At 64.6% G+C, this 20,431-nt stretch carries 22 protein-coding genes; 9 read left to right on the forward strand and 13 right to left on the reverse strand.

Annotated features, from left to right (window positions below; translation table 11 throughout):
- Window positions 1–58: 58 nt before the first annotated feature.
- The 10 genes from LT970_RS08195 to LT970_RS08240 all read right to left on the reverse strand — a co-directional run bounded on the left by LT970_RS08195 (window position 59) and on the right by LT970_RS08240 (window position 6,738).
- Entirely contained in the window at window positions 59–652 is a 594-nt protein-coding gene (locus LT970_RS08195; protein ID WP_232685980.1) for a hypothetical protein, read from the reverse strand.
- Between the two features lie 121 nt (window positions 653–773).
- Window positions 774–1,226 (reverse strand): hypothetical protein, encoded by a 453-nt coding sequence (locus LT970_RS08200; RefSeq protein ID WP_232685981.1) that lies wholly within the window; start codon window positions 1,224–1,226, stop codon window positions 774–776.
- 45 nt (window positions 1,227–1,271) lie between these two features.
- A complete protein-coding gene (locus LT970_RS08205; RefSeq protein WP_232685982.1) occupies window positions 1,272–1,610 on the reverse strand; it encodes a DUF7957 family protein in 339 nt (112 codons plus the stop codon).
- A 22-nt stretch (window positions 1,611–1,632) separates the two neighbouring features.
- Window positions 1,633–1,983: a DUF7957 family protein gene (locus LT970_RS08210; protein ID WP_232685983.1), complete on the reverse strand. Its 351-nt coding sequence runs from the start codon at window positions 1,981–1,983 to the stop codon at window positions 1,633–1,635.
- A 2-nt stretch (window positions 1,984–1,985) separates the two neighbouring features.
- On the reverse strand, window positions 1,986–2,903 hold the full coding sequence (locus LT970_RS08215; protein ID WP_232685984.1) for a hypothetical protein: 918 nt from the start codon (window positions 2,901–2,903) through the stop codon (window positions 1,986–1,988).
- 181 nt (window positions 2,904–3,084) lie between these two features.
- A complete protein-coding gene (locus LT970_RS08220; RefSeq protein ID WP_232685985.1) occupies window positions 3,085–3,618 on the reverse strand; it encodes a hypothetical protein in 534 nt (177 codons plus the stop codon).
- An 11-nt stretch (window positions 3,619–3,629) separates the two neighbouring features.
- On the reverse strand, window positions 3,630–4,259 hold the full coding sequence (locus LT970_RS08225) for a hypothetical protein (RefSeq protein WP_232685986.1): 630 nt from the start codon (window positions 4,257–4,259) through the stop codon (window positions 3,630–3,632).
- Between the two features lies 1 nt (window position 4,260).
- Window positions 4,261–5,499, reverse strand: a complete 1,239-nt coding sequence (locus LT970_RS08230; RefSeq protein ID WP_232685987.1) for a hypothetical protein — start codon at window positions 5,497–5,499, stop codon at window positions 4,261–4,263.
- Window positions 5,500–5,649: 150 nt separating this feature from the next.
- Window positions 5,650–5,967, reverse strand: a complete 318-nt coding sequence (locus LT970_RS08235; protein WP_232685988.1) for a ribbon-helix-helix protein — start codon at window positions 5,965–5,967, stop codon at window positions 5,650–5,652.
- A gap of 60 nt (window positions 5,968–6,027) precedes the next feature.
- On the reverse strand, window positions 6,028–6,738 hold the full coding sequence (locus LT970_RS08240) for a DUF6612 family protein (protein ID WP_232685989.1): 711 nt from the start codon (window positions 6,736–6,738) through the stop codon (window positions 6,028–6,030).
- Window positions 6,739–6,845: 107 nt separating this feature from the next.
- On the opposite strand from LT970_RS08240, the gene LT970_RS08245 reads away from it, so the two are divergent.
- Window positions 6,846–7,790: an HhH-GPD family protein gene (locus tag LT970_RS08245; RefSeq protein ID WP_232685990.1), complete on the forward strand. Its 945-nt coding sequence runs from the start codon at window positions 6,846–6,848 to the stop codon at window positions 7,788–7,790.
- Between the two features lie 23 nt (window positions 7,791–7,813).
- On the opposite strand, the gene LT970_RS08250 is transcribed toward LT970_RS08245, so the two are convergent.
- Window positions 7,814–8,239, reverse strand: a complete 426-nt coding sequence (locus LT970_RS08250; RefSeq protein WP_232685991.1) for a universal stress protein — start codon at window positions 8,237–8,239, stop codon at window positions 7,814–7,816.
- An 82-nt stretch (window positions 8,240–8,321) separates the two neighbouring features.
- Between LT970_RS08250 and LT970_RS08255 the strand changes: the two genes are divergently transcribed.
- The 6 genes from LT970_RS08255 to LT970_RS08280 all read left to right on the forward strand — a co-directional run bounded on the left by LT970_RS08255 (window position 8,322) and on the right by LT970_RS08280 (window position 14,636).
- Window positions 8,322–8,897 (forward strand): NADPH-dependent FMN reductase, encoded by a 576-nt coding sequence (locus LT970_RS08255; RefSeq protein ID WP_232685992.1) that lies wholly within the window; start codon window positions 8,322–8,324, stop codon window positions 8,895–8,897.
- 183 nt (window positions 8,898–9,080) lie between these two features.
- Window positions 9,081–9,668 (forward strand): thymidine kinase, encoded by a 588-nt coding sequence (locus tag LT970_RS08260; RefSeq protein WP_232685993.1) that lies wholly within the window; start codon window positions 9,081–9,083, stop codon window positions 9,666–9,668.
- Between the two features lie 36 nt (window positions 9,669–9,704).
- Window positions 9,705–10,322 carry a YIP1 family protein gene (locus tag LT970_RS08265; protein WP_232685994.1) on the forward strand — a complete coding sequence of 206 codons (618 nt, stop codon included), beginning with the start codon at window positions 9,705–9,707 and terminating at the stop codon, window positions 10,320–10,322.
- Window positions 10,323–10,346: 24 nt separating this feature from the next.
- A complete protein-coding gene (locus tag LT970_RS08270) occupies window positions 10,347–10,610 on the forward strand; it encodes a hypothetical protein (RefSeq protein WP_232685995.1) in 264 nt (87 codons plus the stop codon).
- A gap of 125 nt (window positions 10,611–10,735) precedes the next feature.
- Window positions 10,736–12,922: an OB-fold nucleic acid binding domain-containing protein gene (locus LT970_RS08275; protein ID WP_232685996.1), complete on the forward strand. Its 2,187-nt coding sequence runs from the start codon at window positions 10,736–10,738 to the stop codon at window positions 12,920–12,922.
- 67 nt (window positions 12,923–12,989) lie between these two features.
- Complete coding sequence (locus LT970_RS08280; protein ID WP_232685997.1) at window positions 12,990–14,636, forward strand: tRNA uridine(34) 5-carboxymethylaminomethyl modification radical SAM/GNAT enzyme Elp3; 1,647 nt, start codon at window positions 12,990–12,992, stop codon at window positions 14,634–14,636.
- Between the two features lie 418 nt (window positions 14,637–15,054).
- On the opposite strand, the gene surE is transcribed toward LT970_RS08280, so the two are convergent.
- Window positions 15,055–15,828, reverse strand: a complete 774-nt coding sequence (gene surE / locus LT970_RS08285) for a 5'/3'-nucleotidase SurE (RefSeq protein ID WP_232685998.1) — start codon at window positions 15,826–15,828, stop codon at window positions 15,055–15,057.
- A gap of 92 nt (window positions 15,829–15,920) precedes the next feature.
- Here surE and LT970_RS08290 point away from each other — a divergent pair, with 92 nt between their 5' ends.
- Window positions 15,921–16,760, forward strand: coding sequence for a ZIP family metal transporter (locus tag LT970_RS08290; protein WP_349292207.1), 840 nt, complete (start codon window positions 15,921–15,923; stop codon window positions 16,758–16,760).
- A gap of 12 nt (window positions 16,761–16,772) precedes the next feature.
- On the opposite strand, the gene LT970_RS08295 is transcribed toward LT970_RS08290, so the two are convergent.
- The gene (locus tag LT970_RS08295) at window positions 16,773–17,942 is read right to left on the reverse strand and encodes a putative manganese transporter (RefSeq protein ID WP_232685999.1); all 1,170 of its coding nucleotides are present in this window, start codon (window positions 17,940–17,942) and stop codon (window positions 16,773–16,775) included.
- Window positions 17,943–18,145: 203 nt separating this feature from the next.
- Here LT970_RS08295 and rqcH point away from each other — a divergent pair, with 203 nt between their 5' ends.
- Complete coding sequence (gene rqcH, locus LT970_RS08300; RefSeq protein ID WP_232686000.1) at window positions 18,146–20,359, forward strand: ribosome rescue protein RqcH; 2,214 nt, start codon at window positions 18,146–18,148, stop codon at window positions 20,357–20,359.
- Window positions 20,360–20,431 lie beyond the last annotated feature (72 nt).

The raw sequence follows: 20,431 nt of genomic DNA on the forward strand, positions 1-20,431 counted from the left end.
GTCCCTCGCAAATCGAACCGCCAACCCTCAGCCAGTCGTTGACGGAACATTCGACTACTTACACGTCCTCCGAAATGTCCGCGACGTACTCGTAATCAGGCACAGTGTATTCGACTTCGATTTCCGCCAACCGTTCACCAGTATCCGGGTCGAGCCGATAGAAATAATGCGACTCTACGCGAGGCCCACGCTCGACCTTCTCGATCAAGACATTCCCATCCCAGTACACTGTCCCACGACGCTCGTCCGCTCGCCACAACTCAGTTCCCTCTTTGTTGAATCCGTACAACGAAGGGGCATCTGACCCCGCGCACTCGACGACCACGTACTCGCCGAACTCGACAACGTTCAATACCCACCCGCCTATCGAAACGTCCTTGCCGGCGATCGGCAATGTGGTATTATCGAGTGTCCGTACGATTTCTCCGTTGCTTGGGTCGATTTCGTAAAGTCGCTTTTCCACGTCACGAGCGTATATCGCTCCCGTAATCGTCAGTAACGTCAGGTAGTAGTTCGGGTCGGCGGAATCTACCGCTAAAGGACTATCGGAGACCGTCCAGACGAGCTCAGCACTGCTGTCGAACGCGACGATATTCCGCCCGGCTCCGGAATATCGAAATCCCTGTTCTCTTGATAATTGGACGGATGGCACCCAACAACCACGATGACTCGTTCATCGATAATCTTCCACCCTTCGATTCGATACGGTGCCTGCAGCTGCCGAGAACCGATCGTCATCTCGGTGGATCCAAGTGTTCCAGATATGTCCATTGTTATGAATCTAGGTCGAGAACCACTTCAATCGGGTCGTTTTCCAAGAATACCCCTGGGAAATCAGTTCTATCCAGCTGTTTAGCCCTTTCATACATGTCGGTTGTGCGCATCTCGAACTGTCGAAGACCACCGTCTCCACCGAAGTTATCACCGACCATGCTCATTCGAACCTTCGTCCCCGCTTCGACTTCGAACTTGACCACGTAGGTCTTCTTTTCCGGCAGTGCGAGCTGACTCTGTAGTTCATCGACCGACGAGATTTCGCCAGTTTCGATGAGGGTATCGACCTGTTGCTTGTCGGAGAAGAACGGGCGGTAAGCGTTGTCGTCTTCGCTGTTAAACCGATACCACGTGTCTGTCTCCGTCGTCCGCGCATCGATTCGATACGGTGCCTGCACCTGCCGGGAATCGATCGTCAATTCGCCAGTCCCGAGCCTCCCAGATACCTCCATCTTGAATAAGGACTCACCTCGAATACAATCAACCTACGGGATGCATCACTTGAAAAAACCCAGCTCCGTCACACCACCAGTCTCCGCGTCCACCTCGTACCGATGGCTGTTCCAGTTCTTCGCGACGATCTGAGTATCCTTTACGGTAACCGTAATATACGGCAATCGTTTCTCACTGTGCTTCGACTGAACTGCCTCGATCTCCCACAGCTTCCGCCCCGAGGTGTCGAACGCGAGCACGTTATGGGGATCTTCGACATCTCGCGGAATATCCAACACGACGAGTACCGTATCGTCAGTTTCCAGTGCCTCCTTAATCGGATGCCGAACCTTGATACTGGTACCCTCCACCGTCAATTCGTTGTCGGTGAACTCGACAGCCATTTCTCTATAACACCCCATCGTATTATTTCATTAGTCGCGTCTCGCCCAGCTCACCGGTCTCGGGGTCGACCTGGTACGCCAACCCATTGAAGTTGTAGGCCCAAATCTCCCCGTCTTCGGTCCAGAGGCCAGTGAAGGGGTCGTACTCGCCAGCGATCATGTCGGCACGCTCGACCCGCCATTCTTCAGTCCCGTCCGCTCGGACCTTCACAACGTTTCGACTATCAATCGACTCGTCGTAGTCGCCCTCTTTCCCGGCTGTCTGGAGGCGGACGATGTAGCCATCGTCGACCGTCAGGACATCCCCGATAGAATCCGGGAACTCGATAGGGCCAGCGTCGAGTTCGAGCGTCCGACCGGAATACTCGACCATTCTTACTCCTCCAATAGACGGCGGTTTGTAAAGAACCTCTCATCAAGGCGCTTTCCGAGGTTGAATTGCTTCGCACCTCTATCTCCTCCGAAGTTCGACTTCACTGTGCCCATGTTGATCCAGGTTCCTTCTGGAACAGTCACGTCAGAGACGTACTTCGGCTTGTAGGGCAGGGAGAACTTATTCTTGAGTTCTGTAGGTGTGAGGCCCTCGATGTCCGACTGGCGCATCAGGAACCGACCGTTCTGGTTCCCATCTGTGTGGACTCGGACGAAGTTTACGTCGCCGGTTGTCCGGAAACGAGTTACCACGGACCCTGGTGTGAATGGATTATCCCAGTCAGCAGGGAACTGGTTATTCATCTCACGTGCAGTGACGAATCCACCAATTTCCATCGCCGTATCCCCGCCAAGCTCGGCCTCGGCTCGACGCAGTGCTCGCTCGATTCCGTCTGTATTCGTCTCTGGGTCACTGACGACTCGCAGCCACTGTGATCCAAGTTCGTCATCGACCAGGAACGTCTCGAAGAGTTCCTGGCCCTCTTCGATTGAGGCGTACTCCCGGAACGTCTTCGCCCGAGCACTGACGCCGACATCAGCTTGCATCACCGTCTGGAAGCCGGCGTCGTCTAACTTCGCCGCGCCTTCGACAGCCTCGTCACCGCCAACCCGAACAGTCCGACCGAACGCCCGCTGGTCGGCCGCGTCGAGGCCATTGTACCGCACCAGCACCCGGCCGAGTTCCCGCGTCGAGATCTCGCCGTGCTCCCAGGCCTTCGTGATGCGGTTGAGCGTCGCGGCGTCGTCGGTCAGCCGTAGCAACGCCGCCTTCGCCGGGTCGCTCACCCGGCCCAGCGCGCGGCGGAACGTCGCGCCGGACGTCTTGACGCCACGGGCTACCTTCGTCGCCGGGTCGGCCACGCCCAGGTCGTCCAGCGTCTACCACGCCGCAGTCGGAAGTCCGTTCAGACGGCCGGCCGTACAATACTCGGCGAGACCAGACGTCTGGCAGAACCTAGGGCAGTCGACTACTGATTTTGCTGTCTTGAATGGTTCACCCCCTCGAAAAGGAGATACTCCTCAGGCAGGAAACACCGTCCAGCTATAGAAACCGCTGTTCGATTACTCGTTCAGCCTGCTCCCGATCCATCTCAGCCAACGTCTCCAGTGCCTGCTCCATCTTCGCCAGGTCGTCCCGAGTGAAGTCCTCGTGTTTCGAGGCGTCCCCAAGCACTCGCAGCAAGTCATACTTGCTCGTGCGCACGTCCAAGGCCATCACCCGAGTGACGACGTTTTCACCACTAGGTTCGTCAAGTCGGACGAACGATGCCGGAATTGCCTCGTGAACCAGTGCCGAGAGCAGATGGTCGTCACCGGTAGACTCCGGCGGAACGTCCCGGAGCATCCCGTCGACGAGTTCCTCGTCGCTTCCAGCATCTTCGACCACGTTCCGAACGAACCCGCCCCCGTCGGCACGGCGGAGGTCCCCCTGGTCGTCGCGGTACACGCGAACGAGACGCAAGTCCTCGTTGCGGAACGTCGAGTCGATGTCGTCGGGATGCACACCGACGTCGGCACCGTGTTCGCCAGCGTCTAGGTCTCTGAACGAGTCGAACATGGCTGAATTGTCTTGCATGCTTTCTGTGGTTAGTGAGTAATGACGTGGTTGATGTAGTCCGCGTCCGTCGGCGGTTCCCAGCCCGCGTCACTCCACGGAGATGCGGACTCAATGACGACTGTCCGACCGCCAGTTAGTTCGGCGGCGTACCAAGGAGTGTCCTCGAAAAGCCCCGCCACACCACCGAACCCATCGAGTACGTCAGGTGCGTATACACCAAGTTGGGGCGGTGCTTCCACGTCCTCGGCAATCGGTCGGCCCTCGGGGACTTCCCTATACGCTCCCGAAGTGTGATACAGCGGTGCGTAGGCGGGGCCAAGCAGTAACGAAAGCTGGCAGACGAGATTGAAGACAGTATCCATCCATTGCCGATGGGCACGGGATTCGTCGAAGTCAACCGCAGCTAAAGACCCGTTGAGCGAAATGTCGAGGAATGGGAAGACTTGGCCGTATTCATCACCTGAATAGACGGATAGTCTTGGATGCCAGTGCTCATAGGTTAGCCGTACTTCCTGTTCCCCATCCTTGTCACCGTTGCCGAGATCGTTGGAATTCTGGACCTTGAACCCGCTTTTCTGGCAGGTCTCGAGAATCACATCGATGCCTGCAGGCTGAGTCTCGCAGTCGAAGTAGGCGATGTGTCCAGTCGGGATGGTCATCTTACGATTCTAACCTCTCGTACGTTGTGACCTTGATGGTTACGTCCGAATCCACACTACTGTGCTGTCTCACAGTCTCTGAAAGTGTATCGAAGCGATTCTGGTAAGATTCAAGGAACTCTTCGGTGGTGACGACGACAATGTTGTCCTGACCTGCGGCTGCCTGCATAACCAGCTTGTCCTCTGGGTCACCAAATTCCTGTTTGATAGTGAACTCATTCCGCGTCTCTGGTTCCAAGTATTTCGATTCGATGGCGGGAGAATCGAGCGTCTCTCCGTCGATAGTGACGGATTCATCGACGACAACGTCGACCTCAGTACTGGCCTTGGGTGCATCGTCCGGAATCTCACTAGCAAGGATGTCACGCTGCATAGTGATATCCTCAGCACTGATACCTCCCCCCTGGACGTACCTGGCGACGTGGCTCTCGCCTGCAATCTGTTTGTAGCCGGTCTCCGAGCCAGCGATGTCTCGGATAGTGCTGTCGAGGCCGTTTACGTCCTTCTCTGCAAGCCAGTCAATCGATTCGAGAATCTGCTCACGACTTGCCCCCGGTCCAATAGAGACGTCTTCTCCTTCGCGAACTGCCTGGAGGAATTGCTTGGTCTCCGTGTTGTCCAGGCCTCGGCGGTTTCTCGAGAGTTCGAACGCCCAGTCAATCGGATCTTCACACGGGCTGTTACAAACGTCGAGATTCAGCAGACCCATCGTCCCGGTGTCGGACTCCGTGAGCGACTCCCGGACGAACGCCTTCTCGCTCGCGTCAAGTTCGTCGAACCGGCGCACTCCTTTCGCGAGTTGCCGCGTGCTGATCTCGCCGTTCTCCCATGCTCGGAGCATCGCCCGTTCGGTTGCGGCGTCGTCGGTCAGCCGTAGCAACGCCCCCTTCGCCGGGTCGCTCACCCGGCCCAGCGCTCGGCGGAACGTCGCACCGGACGTCCTGACGCCGCGGGCGACCTTCGTCGCCGGGTCGGCCACGCCCAGGTCGTCGAGTTTCTGCCAGGTGCTGCCTGAGATCTGGTCGACCTGCCTCGCGATACGATACTGAGTGGTCTGGGACTGCCGGCCGAGATAGTTCGTGAAGCGCCCGGCTTCGACGTCCACGTCGGGCGTGGCGCTGTCGAGCCGTCCACCGATAGCCAGTACGCGGGGCGAGATGCCCGGGTCGACTGCACGCCCGGCGCTCCGGAGCGCACGGATGGCGTAGTTCAGCCGAGCAGAGTGGCGGAGTCCGTTCACCACAGCGCCGATTCCCTTGCCGAGGATGACCTCCGTGATGACAAGTCCGACCGTGTAGCCGGTGTACCAGCCGGTCGAATCTCAAGAGTGACTATCGCACAATCGTGTATCTAAACGCCACCCAGAAACTAAGAGAAGCTTCGAGTCCGGTCAAAACTGGTAGCGACGGTCGTCGTCCTCGGACTGGGGGAACTGGGCTTCGCCCGTCATCTCGCCGTACGTCATGCCCGAGAGGTACTCGTCGTACGTGACGTCGTAGGCAGAGCGCAAGTGGAAGTCCAGGCGACCCCGGTCAGTCGTGGACTGGAACAGCGTGTGGACCGCGCGCCGCAGCAGTTCATCCGTGTCCGTATCGAGGGGCGCAGCGAGCATCGCAAGTTCCGTTCGGCTCTCACGGTCCAGGAAGTCGTAGGCCTTCGCGTCGTCCATCGCCAGTTCCACGTCGGTCTCCAGGTCGTCGAGGCTCATACCCAGGAAGAGTCGTGGAATCGGGATACACTTTTCCGTTGTCAGAAGAGGCGATACGGACTACTCGGACTTCGTTGCAGCGTCGGGAATCGTGATGTCGACGGGTTCGCCGTACTCCGAGAACGTCACGGTCACGTTCGCGACGGCGGTCTGCCCGCCCGAATTCATCGTCATCGTCATCTCCGCTTTCCGCGGACGGTGCGTATCGTCGGCGACGTGCAGTTTGTACGTGGCGTCCTCTATCGTGATGTCCCCGTAGTTCTGGCCCTGTTGAGCGAGTATCTCCATCAGTTCGCTCTCGTTCGTGTCGACCGAGAGAACGGTCGTCTCGACGCCGTCGACCGTCGCCGTTCCGGAAATGGACACCTCGCCGGACTCGAGAACCTGCATATGTTGCGTGACACCGTTGCCGGCCTTCCAGGGGTCTTGGTCGGTGGATTCCTTCGTCCGCCACTGGTCGTTCATCTTCACGTATATCGTCGAACCGTCCATGTACGTGACGCCCTGGACACCGAAGGCCGTCACGCTCAGTCGAGCCTTCTTCGTCTCGTGGTTGAAGACTCCCCCCTGACTCATCGAGAACGACTGACCGTTCGCCGAGATGTTCATATCCATCGCCATCCGGTAGGTGTCGGCGCTCTGAATGGCGGCGATCGTATCGCTCTTGTACTGTTCTGCGTTCGCTTCGCCCGCGCCGTCGCCCGTGAGGCTGGAACAGCCGGCGGTCACGAGGAGAGCGGCGACGCACAGTGTGAGCAGGGTTCGTTTCACGACCAGCCGTAGCGCAGGTCCCAACTTAATTACCACTGGTTGGCGTCATGAATCGCCGCACTGCCCCGAACCACCACCCCTAAGCGCGCCTGCGACCAAGCCGGACCATGAGCGAGGCGGAGGGAGACGCGGAGAACTGGACGCTTCCCAGCGACGCCGACGCCGTCCGGGAGGCGCTCGTGTCGTGGTACGAGGCCGACCACCGGTCGTTCCCGTGGCGGGAGACCACCGACCCGTACGCCATCCTGGTCTCCGAGGTGATGAGCCAGCAGACCCAGCTCTCCCGCGTCGAGGACGCGTGGCACGCGTTCCTCGACCGGTGGCCGACGACCGCGGACCTCGCGGCCGCCGACCGCGCGGACGTCGTGGGGTTCTGGTCGAGCCACAGTCTCGGGTACAACAACCGCGCGAAGTACCTCCACGAGGCCGCAAACCAGGTGGAAGACGAGTACGGCGGGGAGTTCCCCGACACTCCGGACGAACTCTCGGAGTTGATGGGCGTCGGGCCGTACACCGCGAACGCCGTCGCGTCGTTCGCGTTCAACAACGGAGACGCCGTCGTGGACACGAACGTCAAGCGCGTGCTCTACCGCGCGTTCGACGTTCCCGACGACGACGCGGCGTTCGAGGAAGCCGCCAGCGAACTGATGCCCGAGGGCGAGTCCCGCGTCTGGAACAACGCCGTCATGGAACTCGGCGGCGTCGCGTGTGGGAAGGCGCCGGACTGCGACGCCGCCGAGTGCCCGTGGCGAGAGTGGTGTTCTGCGTACGCGTCCGGTGATTTCAGCGCGCCGGACGTCCCCGAACAGTCGACGTTCGAGGGGAGTCGACGACAGAAACGCGGGCGCGTCGTCGGCGCACTCCGCGAACACGGCGAACTCGCCCTCGACGAACTCGGGCCGCGGGTGCGCGTGGACTACGGCGGCGACACGGGCGCGGCGTGGCTGAAAGAGTTGCTCGCGGACCTCGAGGACGACGGCCTCGTCGAGGTGGCCGAGCGGGCGCGCGAGTCGGATGGCGATGAGGAGACGGTGGCGCGTCTCGCGCGCTGACTGCGCTTCCTCCGTGTTCAGCGCTACTTTGCTGCGCGCACAGTCACCACGGGCACGTCCGCGGTGCGGACCACGCGCTCGGTGACGCTGCCGACGAGCACGCGGTCCAGGCCGCGGCGGCCGTGGGTCCCCATCACGACGAGGTCCACGTCGTTCTCGTCTGCGTACGAGAGAATCGTCTCGTAGGCGCCGCCCTGCATCACCACGCCGACGGCCTCCACGCCGCGGGACTCCGCGTCCGCGACGACGTCGTCTACGACCGTCCGTCCCTCGCGTTCGAGTGAATCGACGACGTCGTTCTCGAAGGTCACTGTGCTGTACTCCGTCGTGTCCGCGACGTAGAGGACGTGCAGTGTCGCGCCGAATCGGTCGGTGATTTCGACCGCGTGGTCGTACGCCGCCTCCGCCGCCTCGCTGCCGTCAGTCGGCAGCAGTATCGAGTCGTACACGGGCGACGATTCGTCTGCACCCGGCTTAACCGTCCCCCCGAGAGCGACCACGTTTTTACTGCCGGCCTGCCAGCGGGCACACATGAGCGACACGAAAGTCGTCGGCATCTGTGGCAGTCTCCGGGACGCGAGTGTCTCAAGAATCGCGCTTCGGCGGGCCCTCGACGAGGCCGAATCGAGGGGCGCGACCACGGACCTCCTCGACCTTCGGGAACTCGACCTGCCCATCTTCGACCCGGACAGCGACGACCCGCCGGACGCGGTGGACCTCCAGACCCGCGTCCAGAAGGCCGACACCGTCGTCCTGGCCACGCCGATGTACCACGGGAGTTACGCCTCACCGCTGAAGACCGCGCTCGACTACTGTGGGTTCGACGAGTTCGAGGGGAAGACCGTCGGCCTGCTCGCGGTCTCCGGCGGGTCGTTCCCCATCACCGCGCTCGACCACCTACGCGCCGTGATGCGCGCGCTCGACGCGTGGGTGCTGCCGTACCAGGCCGCGATTCCGAACGCGTCCTCGCACGTCTCGAACGGTGAAATCACGGACGAAAAACTTGAGGACCGGGTGGCGACGCTCGGCGAACGCGTTGTCCAGTACGCGAACATCGAACCCGACCCGCATACATTCGAGAGCGAGCAGAACGAGGGAGGGGATTAGCGTGGTTCGGAACGACCGACGGGAGTGAGAACCACGGAAACGCGAGCGGCGAACGGAGTGACCCGGGGGCTGAGGGGATCGGTCCGTAGTTGGGTGCAGACACGTCGCAACTTCGACGCGTCGCGTGGTCGTTCCGGTCAGAATCAGCAAGCGTTTTGCCGGCCCCGGCCCCGCAGTTGGAGCATGCACGCCATCACGAACTCCGGGTGGGTGGAGGTCATCACGGGGTCGATGTTCTCCGGAAAGACGGAGGAGCTGCTGCGCCGGTTGCGGCGCGCGGAGATCGCGGGCCAGGAGGTCGCGGCGTTCACGCCCGCGGTCGACGACCGGTTCGGCGAGACGACACTCGGGTCGCACGCGGGACGCACGTGGGAGGCAACCGTCGTGGACGACACCGCCGACGGCGTCCAGACACTCCCCGAGCGCCTCAACGGCGAGCAGGTCGTCGCCGTCGACGAGGCGAACTTCTTCCCCGACGAACTCGTCGCCGTCTGCCAGGACCTCGCCGCGGACGGCCGCCGCGTCGTCGTCTCCGGGACCGACCAGACGTTCCGCGGCGAACCGTTCGACCCCGTTCCGCAGTTGATGGCGGTCGCCGAGTACGTCGAGAAGTTCCAGGCCATCTGTACGCAGTGTGGCGAACCCGCGACGCGGAACCAGCGACTCATCGACGGCGACCCCGCGCACTACGACGACCCCACCATCATGGTCGGCGCAGAGGAGTCCTACGAGGCGCGGTGCCGGAACTGCCACGTCGTCGAACGAGAGTAGATCGAACGTGACTGCCCGAACCGACGTGGACTCACGATGACGACCTGGGTCGAACCCGAGGGCGGACGAGAACGGGGCCTACTCGGCCTCGCGAAAGCGTTCACGCAGGTGGTGGTCAACCCGCGAACGTTCTTTCGGGAGGCCGTCTCACCGGGCGACCAGGCGCCGGGCCTCGCGTTCGGCATAGCTGTCGTACTCGTCGAGGAGAGCATCCGCCTGGCGCTCGCGCCCGACGCAGCGCTCGCGCTCCCCGCGAGCACGCCCATCCGGATCACCCTGACCGTCGCGCTCGCCGCGCTCCTCGTCGCGCCCGCCGCGCTGCACGCACTGTCCGCGATACAGACGCTCGCGCTCGCCGCCCTCGCACCCGACCGCGGCGGCGTCAGTGAGACGGTGCAGGTTCTCGCGTACGCCAGCGCGCCCTGCGTGGCCGCCGGCGTCCACGTCCCCGCGGTTCGCGTCGTCGTCGGCCTCTGGGGGTTCTGTCTCCTCGTCGCCGGGACGCGGATCGTCCACGACACCACGTACCCGCGGGCACTTCTCGCCGCCGCGATTCCCGGCGCGCTGGCGTTCGGCTACGGATTCCGGTGGTTCGGCGCGACCGTGCGGGTGTTCCCCTGGCTCGCCGACGTGCTGCCGTGGGTGCACGTTTAGTACCCGCCCCGCGAACCCTCCAGCGTGCTCAACATCAACCTCTCCGAGTTCATGGTGGAGTTGAAGGACGGCGCCATCCAGAACGTCGGCCCGTCGAACAAGCACGCCGAAGCCAAACTGTTCGACGTGGCCGACGCGAAGGCCCGCGAGTTCGGGGACAAGCGCGTGAAACTCGAGTTCGCTGACGACGACGGGAACGAGGTCCAGGTCGCGCTGTTCCCCGAACACGCCCGACAGATCGCCGACGACGTCGAGGCACTGACCGAGGACAGTCCCGTCTTCGAGTGACGGCGACGGCGTCGCCAGCGGCCGTTCGCCCGCGGTCATCTCCGCAGGGCCACCCCACTCCCGACCGAACGCTCGCGCGCGGCTATCGATAATCGTTTAGGGCCGCGTCCGCTTTCTCCTATCAAATGGCTACGTGTATTGTCTGTGGCGCCGCCACTGACGGCCACATCTGTGACACCCACGAAGAAGACGTCGCGTTCGAATTCCGAGGAAACAGCCCCGACCAACTGACCGCCGGTCGCTTCTACCGCGGCTCCGTCGACGGCTTCGCCGACTTCGGTGCGTTCGTCGACATCGGCGACTCCGTCACCGGCCTGCTCCACCGCAGCGAGGTTCCGGGTCGACTCGAATCCCTCGACTGGGACGACGGCGACCAGGTGTACGTGCAGGTGATGAACGTCCACGACAACGGCAACATCGACCTCGGCTGGTCGATCCGTCAGGCCGAGCGGGACTTCCGCGGCCAACTCGTCGACGACCCGAGCGCCGACTCGAACGCCCAACTCCCGGAGGAACCCGAGGGAAACGGGCATAGTGCGGACGCAAGCACCGAGACGGAGACGGCCGACGGCGGTACGCCGACGTCCGAGTCGAACAGCGAGTTCGAGTTCGGCGACGACGAAACGGACGCAGACGACACCCCGCAAGCGGGCGACGCCGGGGAACCGAACGGCGAGACGAACGACAGCCAGGCGACCACCGACGCACGCTCGTCGGACTCCGAGGAGCGCGCGCAGACTCGTGACGAGTCCGGCGCCGAGACCGAGTCAGCGTCAGGCGCCGACGAGGCCGAGGACGACCAGGACGACGCAGCTCCGGAGGACGTCGAGCGCGTCGAAATCGCGTCCCTCGACGACCGCATCGGCGACCGCGTCGCGCTCGAAGCCGAGGTCGTGAGCACCCGGCAGACCAGCGGCCCGACGATCTTCGAACTCGTGGACGAGACCGGCGCCGTCGACTGCGCCGCGTTCGTCGAAGCCGGCGTGCGCGCCTACCCCGACGTCGAAGCGGGCGACGTCGTCCGACTCGTCGGCGAGGTCGAGAGCCACCACGGCGACCGACAGGTCGAGACCGAGGAACTGACCGTGCTCTCCGGCGAGAACGCCGACGCCGTCTCCGCACGCAAGGCCGAAGCGCTGAACGAGCGCGCCGCGCCCGAGGACACGACCCTGCTCGCCGACGACGACGACGTCGCGGCAGTCCAGGACGACCTGGTCGACGCCGCGACCAGCATCCGACGCGCGGTCATCGAGGGGCAACCCGTCATCCTCCGACACACCGCGACCGTCGAGGGGTACGTCGCCGGCACCGCACTGGAGCGCTCGCTGCTCCCGCTCGTCCGCGACGAGCACGCCCGCGACGACGCCCAGTACCACTACGTCGACCGTCGACCGCTCGACGACGCGTTCTACACCATCGAGGACGCGACGAACGACGTGACGGACATGCTCGAGGCCGCCGAACGCCACGACGAGAAACACCCGCTGTTCGTGCTCGTCGGCGCGGGAAGCACGAGCGAGTCCGCAGACGGCGTCGGTCTACTCGACATGTACGACGCGGAGACCGTCGTCGTCGACGGCGGCTACGCCGACGACGCCCCCGCCGTTGACGCGCTCGTCAGCCCCACCAACGACGGCGGCAACACGGTGAACACGGGCGCGCTCGGCGCGCAACTCGCCGCGCTCGTCAACGGTGACGTGCGCGAGGACATCCGCCACCTCCCCGGCATTGCGTACTGGACGGACGTTCCGACCGCGTACGCTGACCTCGCCGCGGAGAGCGGCTACGAGCGCGAGGAACTCGCGACGCTCCGGGACGCCATCGCACTCGAGGCGTTCTACCAGTCCTACGAGGACAAGCGCGAACTCATCACGGACCTGCTCTGGGACGAGACCGGCGGCTCCCTCGCCGAACACGTCGCAGACCAGTTCCGCACGAAACTCGACACCGAACTCGACACCGCCGAACCCCACCTCGAACCGCGCGGCGAGGGCGGCGTCGTCTTCGAAGTGCTCGACGTCGGCGAGTTCACGCATCAGTACGACTTCCCGCCGGTCGACCTCCTGCTCGACGCGCTCTCCCGGCGCGACGACCGCGCGGACGTGCTGCTCGGCGTTGGCGACGACGAACTCCGCGTGCGGAGCGACGAGGACGTCGACGTCCGCGCAGTCGGCGAGCGCGTCGCCGACGAACTCCCCGAGGCCGGCGTGGTGCCGCGAGGCGCGCGCGACGGCCGCATCGAGTTCCTCTCCGGAGAGAAGGACGCGGTCACCGACGCCGTCGTTGCAGCCATCACCGACCAGTTGGCCTGACGGCGTCGCGCGCTGACCGGTTCGGCTAACGACACGCTTTTTCACGCGCGAGCGCTTCCATCTGGTAATGAGTAGCGACGCCGACGGCTCGTTCGCGGCCGCCTGCGAGGACCTCGTGGAGCGCATCCTCGCGGGCGACGTCGACCGGGAGAGCGTCGAGAGCGCGAAACTCGAGGTGTGCTCTGAGCATTCCGCCGAGAAGGTGCCGAAGCACTCGGAGATCCTCGATTTCGCGCCGGAGGGCCGCCGCGAGGAACTCGAGGAGGTTCTCCAGCGCAAGCCCGTCCGCACGGCGTCGGGGGTGACGCCCGTCGCCATCATGACGAGTCCGAAGATGTGCCCGCACGGGAAGTGCCTCTACTGCCCGGGCGGTCCCGCTAGCGATTTCTCCTCGAGCCAGTCGTACACGGGCCACGAGCCGGCGGCGGCCCGCGGCGTCCAGAACGACTACGACCCGTACGGCCAGGTGACGCTGCGCCTCCACCAGCTCCGAGAGATCGGTCACCCCGTCGACAAGGTCGAACTCATCCTGATGGGGGGTACGATGACGTCCCGGAGCCACGACTATCAGGAGTGGTTCGTGAAGCGCGCGCTCGAAGCGATGAACGACTACGACCTCGACGCGGAGCCGGAACCTGCCGAGGAGGAGTCGTTCAAGCCCGACCCCGACTCGTACGACTTCGAGTATCTGGAGGACGTCATCGCCGAGAACGAGTACGGCGACATCCGGAACATCGGCACGACGTTCGAGACGAAGCCGGACTGGTGTGACCCCGAGCAGATCGACCGCATGCTCGACCTCGGCGGCACGAAAGTCGAGGTCGGTGTGCAGACGACTTACGAGCGAATCAACCGGGAGATGCACCGCGGGCACGGCGTGCAGGCCTCCATCGACGCGAACCGCCGGCTCCGCGATTCGGCGTTCAAGGTCGGATTCCACATGATGCCCGGCCAGCCCGGGATGACCAAGGAGATGGTCGTCGAGGACTTCCGGCGACTGTTCGAGGACGAGCGCTGGAAGCCCGACTATCTCAAGATCTACCCGACGCTCGTCGTGCGGGACACCATCACGTACGACATGTGGCGCCGCGACGAGTTCGAGCCGTTGACCAACGACGAGGCCGCAGAACTCGTCGCCGAGGTCAAGGATATGATTCCGCGGTACACGCGCCTGCAGCGCGTGCAGCGGGACATTCCCGCGGACTTCATCGACGCCGGCGTCTGGAAGTCGAATCTCCGCCAGCTTGCATGGAAGCGCATGGAGGAGCACGGCTACACGTGTGACTGCATCCGCTGCCGGGAGGCGGGGATGAACGACGAGGAGCCGGAGAACGTCGAACTCGACGTGATGACCTACGAGGCGTCGGGCGGCACGGAGCACTTCCTGAGCTTCGAGGACTTCGAGAAGGACCTTCTCGTCGGGTTCGCGCGCGTTCGTTTCCCGAACAATCCTGTGCGCCGCGAACTGGAGAACGCCGCGCTGCTTCGGGAACTCCACGTCTACGGGAGCGAAGTTGGCGTCGGCGACGAGACCGCCAGCGGCCAGCACCAGCACAAGGGCTACGGCCGCCGCCTGATGGAGCGCGCCGAGGGGCTGGCCGCCGACGCGGGCTACGACAAACTCAGCGTCATCTCGGGCATCGGCGCGCGCCAGTACTACAAGCAGAAGCTGGGCTACCACCAGGACGGGCCGTACGTCAGCAAACAGTTGTAGCGCGGCTGTCTCGTAGCGCCTCCGAATTAGGGGCTTGCAGGCGGCGACCGTTTTCCCGGCGCGCTGTGCCGCCGTTCCGAATTCTGTCGCGCCGGGCGGAGTTCAGTTCACGCACCGGGTTGGTTCCGTCATCCTATTTGAATCTACGCAGCAGTAGTTGGCAGCATCCACAACAAGCGGTAGCCGCCAGCTTCCGCGAGTGAGCGGTTCGACAGAACCCGAGCGACGCGGTTCGCTCCGCGAACGAAGTGAGCGGAGGCCGACGACCGAAGGACGCGAAGCGGACTGAGGGAGGAGTGCTTTTAGTGCAGGTTTTGCCGCGGGCGCGCGAAGCGCGCCCGTGGTCCGAGAGACGCTCCGCGTCTCTCGTCATCTCGGAAGACGCGCAGCGTCTTCCGGCGACAGCGCAAAACGTGCGCTAGAGAAGCCCACCAGGCGTCACGCCGTCTGGGACGCCGTGTGGGGTGGTGAGCGGGGTGATACTGACTTCGTTCTGGACGCAGGCGCGGCGGTCAGTGCCTTCGGGGTCGGGAACGTCGCGTTCGTGGAACTGGTGCCAGAAGCGGTCCTGGACGTCGACGCCGTTCTCGGTGACGGTGGTCTGGAGTTCGTACTCCTCGGTCGGCCGGGTGACGCGGAGCGCCGGATTCTCGGCGTGGTCGGCGGAGGGGGCGTTGACGGTGAGGTAGTCGGCGGTGGGGAGGACGTCGCCGGCGGCGAAGCCGGGGACGAGGTCGGCGGTGACGTCGGCAGCGACGTCGAACTTCTCGATGGCAGGGTTCCAGCCGTTGCCGGGTTCGAACTCCCAGTCGTAGAGCGAGACGGCGACGGCGGGGAGGCCGAGGAAGCCGGCTTCCATGGCGGCGCCGACGGTGCCCGAGCGACCGAGAATGTGTGCACCGAGGTTCGGGCCGTCGTTACAGCCGGAGACCACGATATCGGGGGAGACGTCGAGTGCGCCGACGGAGAAGACGACGCAGTCGGCGGGCGTACCGTCGACGGCGTAGCCGACGTCGCGTTCTTCGTAGTCGAGTGCGTCGAACGACCGGGTCTGGCCGCAGCCGGATTGTTCGTCCTTCGGGGCGACGACGGTGACGTCGTGGTCGTCGCCGAGGCGGTCGTTGAGGGCGCGGATGCCGGGGGCGTCGATTCCGTCGTCGTTGGTGAGGAGGACGGACAGCGAGTCGGTCATTGGCGGTCGTACTCACCGGGCGACGGTAGGCGTTGCGGAAGTGGCCGGAGTCGGTATCTCTCGGGTGAGCGAGCTACGCGGTCGTCTTTAAGGTGTCGCGTCGTGACAGTACAGTCGTGCTGGTCGAGTGGTTCGTTCGGATCGCGGGCCAGGATCCGCTCGTGCAGGCGCTGGTCGCTGGGGTCATCATCGCCGGCCTGAACCTCCTCGGTGCGGTGTTGATACTCGTCTGGTCGGACCCGAGCGAGCGCTCGCTGGACGCGGCGCTCGGGTTCGCGGCGGGCGTGATGCTCGCGGCGAGTTTCACGAGTCTCATCATCCCTGGAATCGAGTTGGGAGGCGAAGGCGGCGTGTTGAAGGTCATCGCCGGGCTTCTGCTCGGCGTTGCAGTGCTCGACCAGGCCGACCGGTGGGTGCCACACGTCCACGTCCTCGTCACCGGGCGGGAGCGCGGTGACCAGACGGTGACCGACGCGAACGTCAGTTCCGTGGTGCTGTTCATCGTCGCCATCACCATCCACAACATGCCAGAGGGGCTGGCGGTCGGCGTGGGGTTCGGGAGCGGGAACCTCGAGGACGCGATTCCGCTGATGCTCGCCATCGGCGTCCAGAACATCCCCGAGGGGCTGGCAGTGTCCGTGGCCGCCGTCAACGCGGGGTTCGACCGACTCGACTACGCGGCCCTCACGGGAATCCGCGCGGGCCTCGTGGAGATTCCGCTGTGTCTGTTCGGCGCGTGGGCGGTGACTGCCGCGTCCTCGATACTGCCGTACGCGATGGGCTTTGCGGCGGGCGGGATGTTGTTCGTCATCAGCGACGAAATCGTCCCGGAGACGCACACGCACGGCCACGAGCGGGTCGCCACGCTCGGCACCATGCTCGGCGTCGTGGTGATGTTGTATCTCGACGTCGTGCTCGCGTCGGGTGGCTGACGGCAGCAGAAGCTACACGACGCCGAATCCGAACATCGGACCGTAGAGCGCGTGCAACACGACGCCGACGACGAGCGCGGGTAGCGTGGTGTAGATGGACGCGACGACGGCGGCGGTCTTGTCCACGGCGATGAGTGGGAACAGCGCGTCCCCGTCCTGACTGACGGCGTTCGCGGCGAGCGCGGAGAACGGGATTGCGCCCTCTGCGTACGCGGTCGCGAGCACGATCTGGGGACCACAACCCGGAATCAGCCCGACGATTGCGCCGCCGATGGGCGCGAGCAGACCGGCGGCCGCGGCGGCGGCCTGTACGTCGAATCCGGTGGCGGCGACGCCGTACTCGTAGGCGAGGTAGCCGGCGACGACCCAGACGGTGACGAAACTGGTTTCGAACGCGGCGTGCCGGAACGCCTCGTAGCGCGAGGACGCGGTGCCGCCGCGGCCCGGCGGCGAACTCCGGACGAAGCGCCGCCCGATGGCGTAGAGGTAGACGGAGACGGCGGTGCCCGCGAGTCCGACGACAGTGAACAGACCGTCGAATCCGAGGCCGAACGTGAACGCGACGGCGGGCGCGCCGGCCAGGAGGTAGGTGACGCCGAGCGCGAGTGCGGCGAGCGCGAGCACCCACCACGCGGCGTGGAGTGCGTGCGTCAGCGGCGTGAGTAGGCGGTGGTCGCGGCCCGGATTCACCTCGCAGGCGTCGGCGTGCACGGTGCCACCGTCGGTTGTGCCGCCGTCGGTCGCTGGCTGTAAGCGTGCGACCGCGCTGTCGACGCGCGAGACGCCCATTCCCCACCTGTCGATGGCGTACCCGGTGAGGATGGCCGAGAGGAACGCGAGCGCGTAGGCGTACAGCGCGGCCTCGGGGGCGAGCGCGAGAATCACGAACGCGGAGTCACCAGCGGTCGCGGCGAGCGTCGCCACCACGGTGCCAAAGGAGACACTCCCGCGAAGGTACAGCGGCATCACGACGATGGCGCCGCCACATCCCGGCGTGAGTCCGAGGAGTGCGCCGACGAGCGGTTGCAGTCGCTCGTTTTCTTCGAGGCGTTCGACGAGCGCGCCGCGCGTCCAGTACTGGAGGAGACCGAACGCGACGACGGTGACGGCGACGAACGCGCTGACCTGCACGTAGGCGTCGCGCGCGGAGACGAGGAAGATATCCAACAGTTCGAGAGCCATTATTAGATATGTCTAAATCATAGTTTGTCGTAGTCGAACTTATACCTTGTGTGGGTTGGCTACCCGGTCGAAGTTCGAGGAGTCGCTCTGGACGAGCACGCAACTCGCGGCTCCCTGTGGTCGCCGCTCGTGATAACGTGGCCTCGCTGCGCTCGGCCACGCACACCGTAAGGCAGAGGGACACCCCACCCAAACTCCCCGGCATGGACCAGAAGCGGGAACTGACGAGCGTCGACCTCGTCGCCCTCACCGCCGAACTGAACGACTACCAGGGGGCGAAAGTCGACAAAGCCTACCTCTACGGGGACGACCTCGTCCGCCTGAAACTCCGGGACTTCGACCGCGGACGCGTCGAACTCATCCTCGAAGTCGGGGACACGAAGCGCGCGCACGTCGCCGCCCCCGAGCACGTACCGGACGCCCCGGGTCGACCCCCGAACTTCGCGAAGATGCTGCGCAACCGGCTCTCGGGCGCGGACTTCCACGAGGTCCGACAGCACGGCTTCGACCGCGTGCTCGAGTTCGAGTTCCGGCGCGAGGACCAGGACACCACCATCGTCGTGGAGCTGTTCGGCGACGGCAACGTCGCGGTACTCGACCAGAACGGCGAGGTCGTCGACGCGCTCCGGACCGTCCGCCTCAAGTCGCGGACGGTCGCCGCCGGCTCCCAGTACGGCTTCCCGAGCCAGCGCGTCGACCCGCTCGAACTCGACTTCGAGGCATTCGCCGCGCAGATGCGGGACTCAGACACCGACCTCGTGCGCACGCTCGCGACCCAACTCAACTTCGGCGGCCTCTACGGCGAGGAACTCTGTTCGCGCGCCGGCGTCGAGAAGACGAAGGACATCGAGGACGCTACTGACGAGGAGTTCCGCGCGCTCTACGACGCCAGCGAGCGCCTCTTCAGCGCTATTCGCGCAGGCGAACTCGACCCCCGCGTCTACTACGAACGCGAGGACGAACAGAGTGAATCCTCGGATGAAGCGAACGGCGAAGCCGTGAGCCGCGAAGACGAAGAGAACGGCGAGGGCGATTCGGCCGGACAGAAGCCCCGCGGCCACCGCGTCGACGTCACATCTGTCGCACTCGAGGAGTACAGCCACCTCGACTGCGAGCCCTTCGGCTCGTTCAACGCGGCCCTCGACGACTACTTCACGAACATCGACACCACGGAGGACGAGGAGAGCGGTGAGACGGCCAGTCGCCCGGACTTCGAGGCGGAGATCGAGAAACAGCAACGCATCATCGAACAGCAGGAGGGCGCCATCGAGGACTTCGCGGAGCAGGCCGAGGCCGAACGCGAGAAGGCCGAACTGCTCTACGGGAACTACGACCTCGTCGCGGACCTGCTGGCGGCCGTCGAGGACGCGAAAGAGGCGGGTGTCGGCTGGGAGGACATCGAGGAGACGTTCGAGAACGCGGCGGGCGACGTGCCGGGCGCCGACGCGTTCGTCGGCGTGAACGAGTCGGAGGGCCTGATTCGGGTTCGACTCGACGACCACACCATCAGCCTCGACCCCGAGTCCGGCGTCGAGAAGAACGCGGACCGCCTCTACACGGAGGCCAAGCGCGTCGAGGAAAAACAGGACGGCGCGCGCGAGGCCATCGAGAACACCCGCGAGGAACTCGAGGCGCTCCGCGAGCGCCGCGACGAGTGGGAGGCGGCCGACAACGAGGATGGTGAGGAGAGCGACGACGAGGCTGCCGGGGACGACGAGTTCGAGGACGTCGACTGGCTCTCCCGGGCGTCGATACCCGTCCGACAGCAAGAGCAGTGGTACGAGCGCTTCCGGTGGTTCCGCACCTCGGACGGCTTCCTCGTGCTCGGCGGCCGGGACGCCGACCAGAACGAGGAACTCGTGAAGAAGTACATGGACGGCTACGACCGCTTCTTCCACTCGGAGGCCCACGGCGGCCCCATCACTGTGCTGAAGACCTCGGCGCCGAGCGAACCGGCGCGGGACGTCGACGTTCCCGACGCGAGTCTCCGGCAGGCCGCGCAGTTCGCAGTGTGTTGTTCCTCGGTCTGGAAGGACGGCCGTGGGTCCGGCGACGCTTACATGGTGCAACCCGACCAGGTGTCCAAGACGCCCGAGAGCGGCGAGTACCTGGAGAAGGGGGGCTTCGCCGTTCGCGGCGACCGGACGTACTTCCGGGACCTGCCGGCGGAGTGGGCGGTCGGCATCGCCTGCGAACCGAACACCCGAGTGCTCGGCGGCCCCATCGACGCGATCCGGGACCAGGTGGCGACGCTCATCGAGATAGAACCGGGCCGCTACGCGCAGGGCGACGCCGCAAAGCGCATCTACCGAGAGTTCCGCGAGCGCTTCGCGGACCAGTCGTTCGTCCGGAAGGTCGCCAGCCCCGACGAAATCCAGAAGTTCATGCCGCCGGGCGGCAGCCGGATCCGGGACTGACCGCCGTTCTCATCCCGGCAGTAAACCACCCGTATTCCACCGTATGCGGAGCCAAGAGGCGCGCATACTCCA

This window comes from Halobacterium zhouii (genome assembly GCF_021249405.1).
Classification (GTDB): Archaea; Halobacteriota; Halobacteria; order Halobacteriales; family Halobacteriaceae; genus Halobacterium; species Halobacterium zhouii.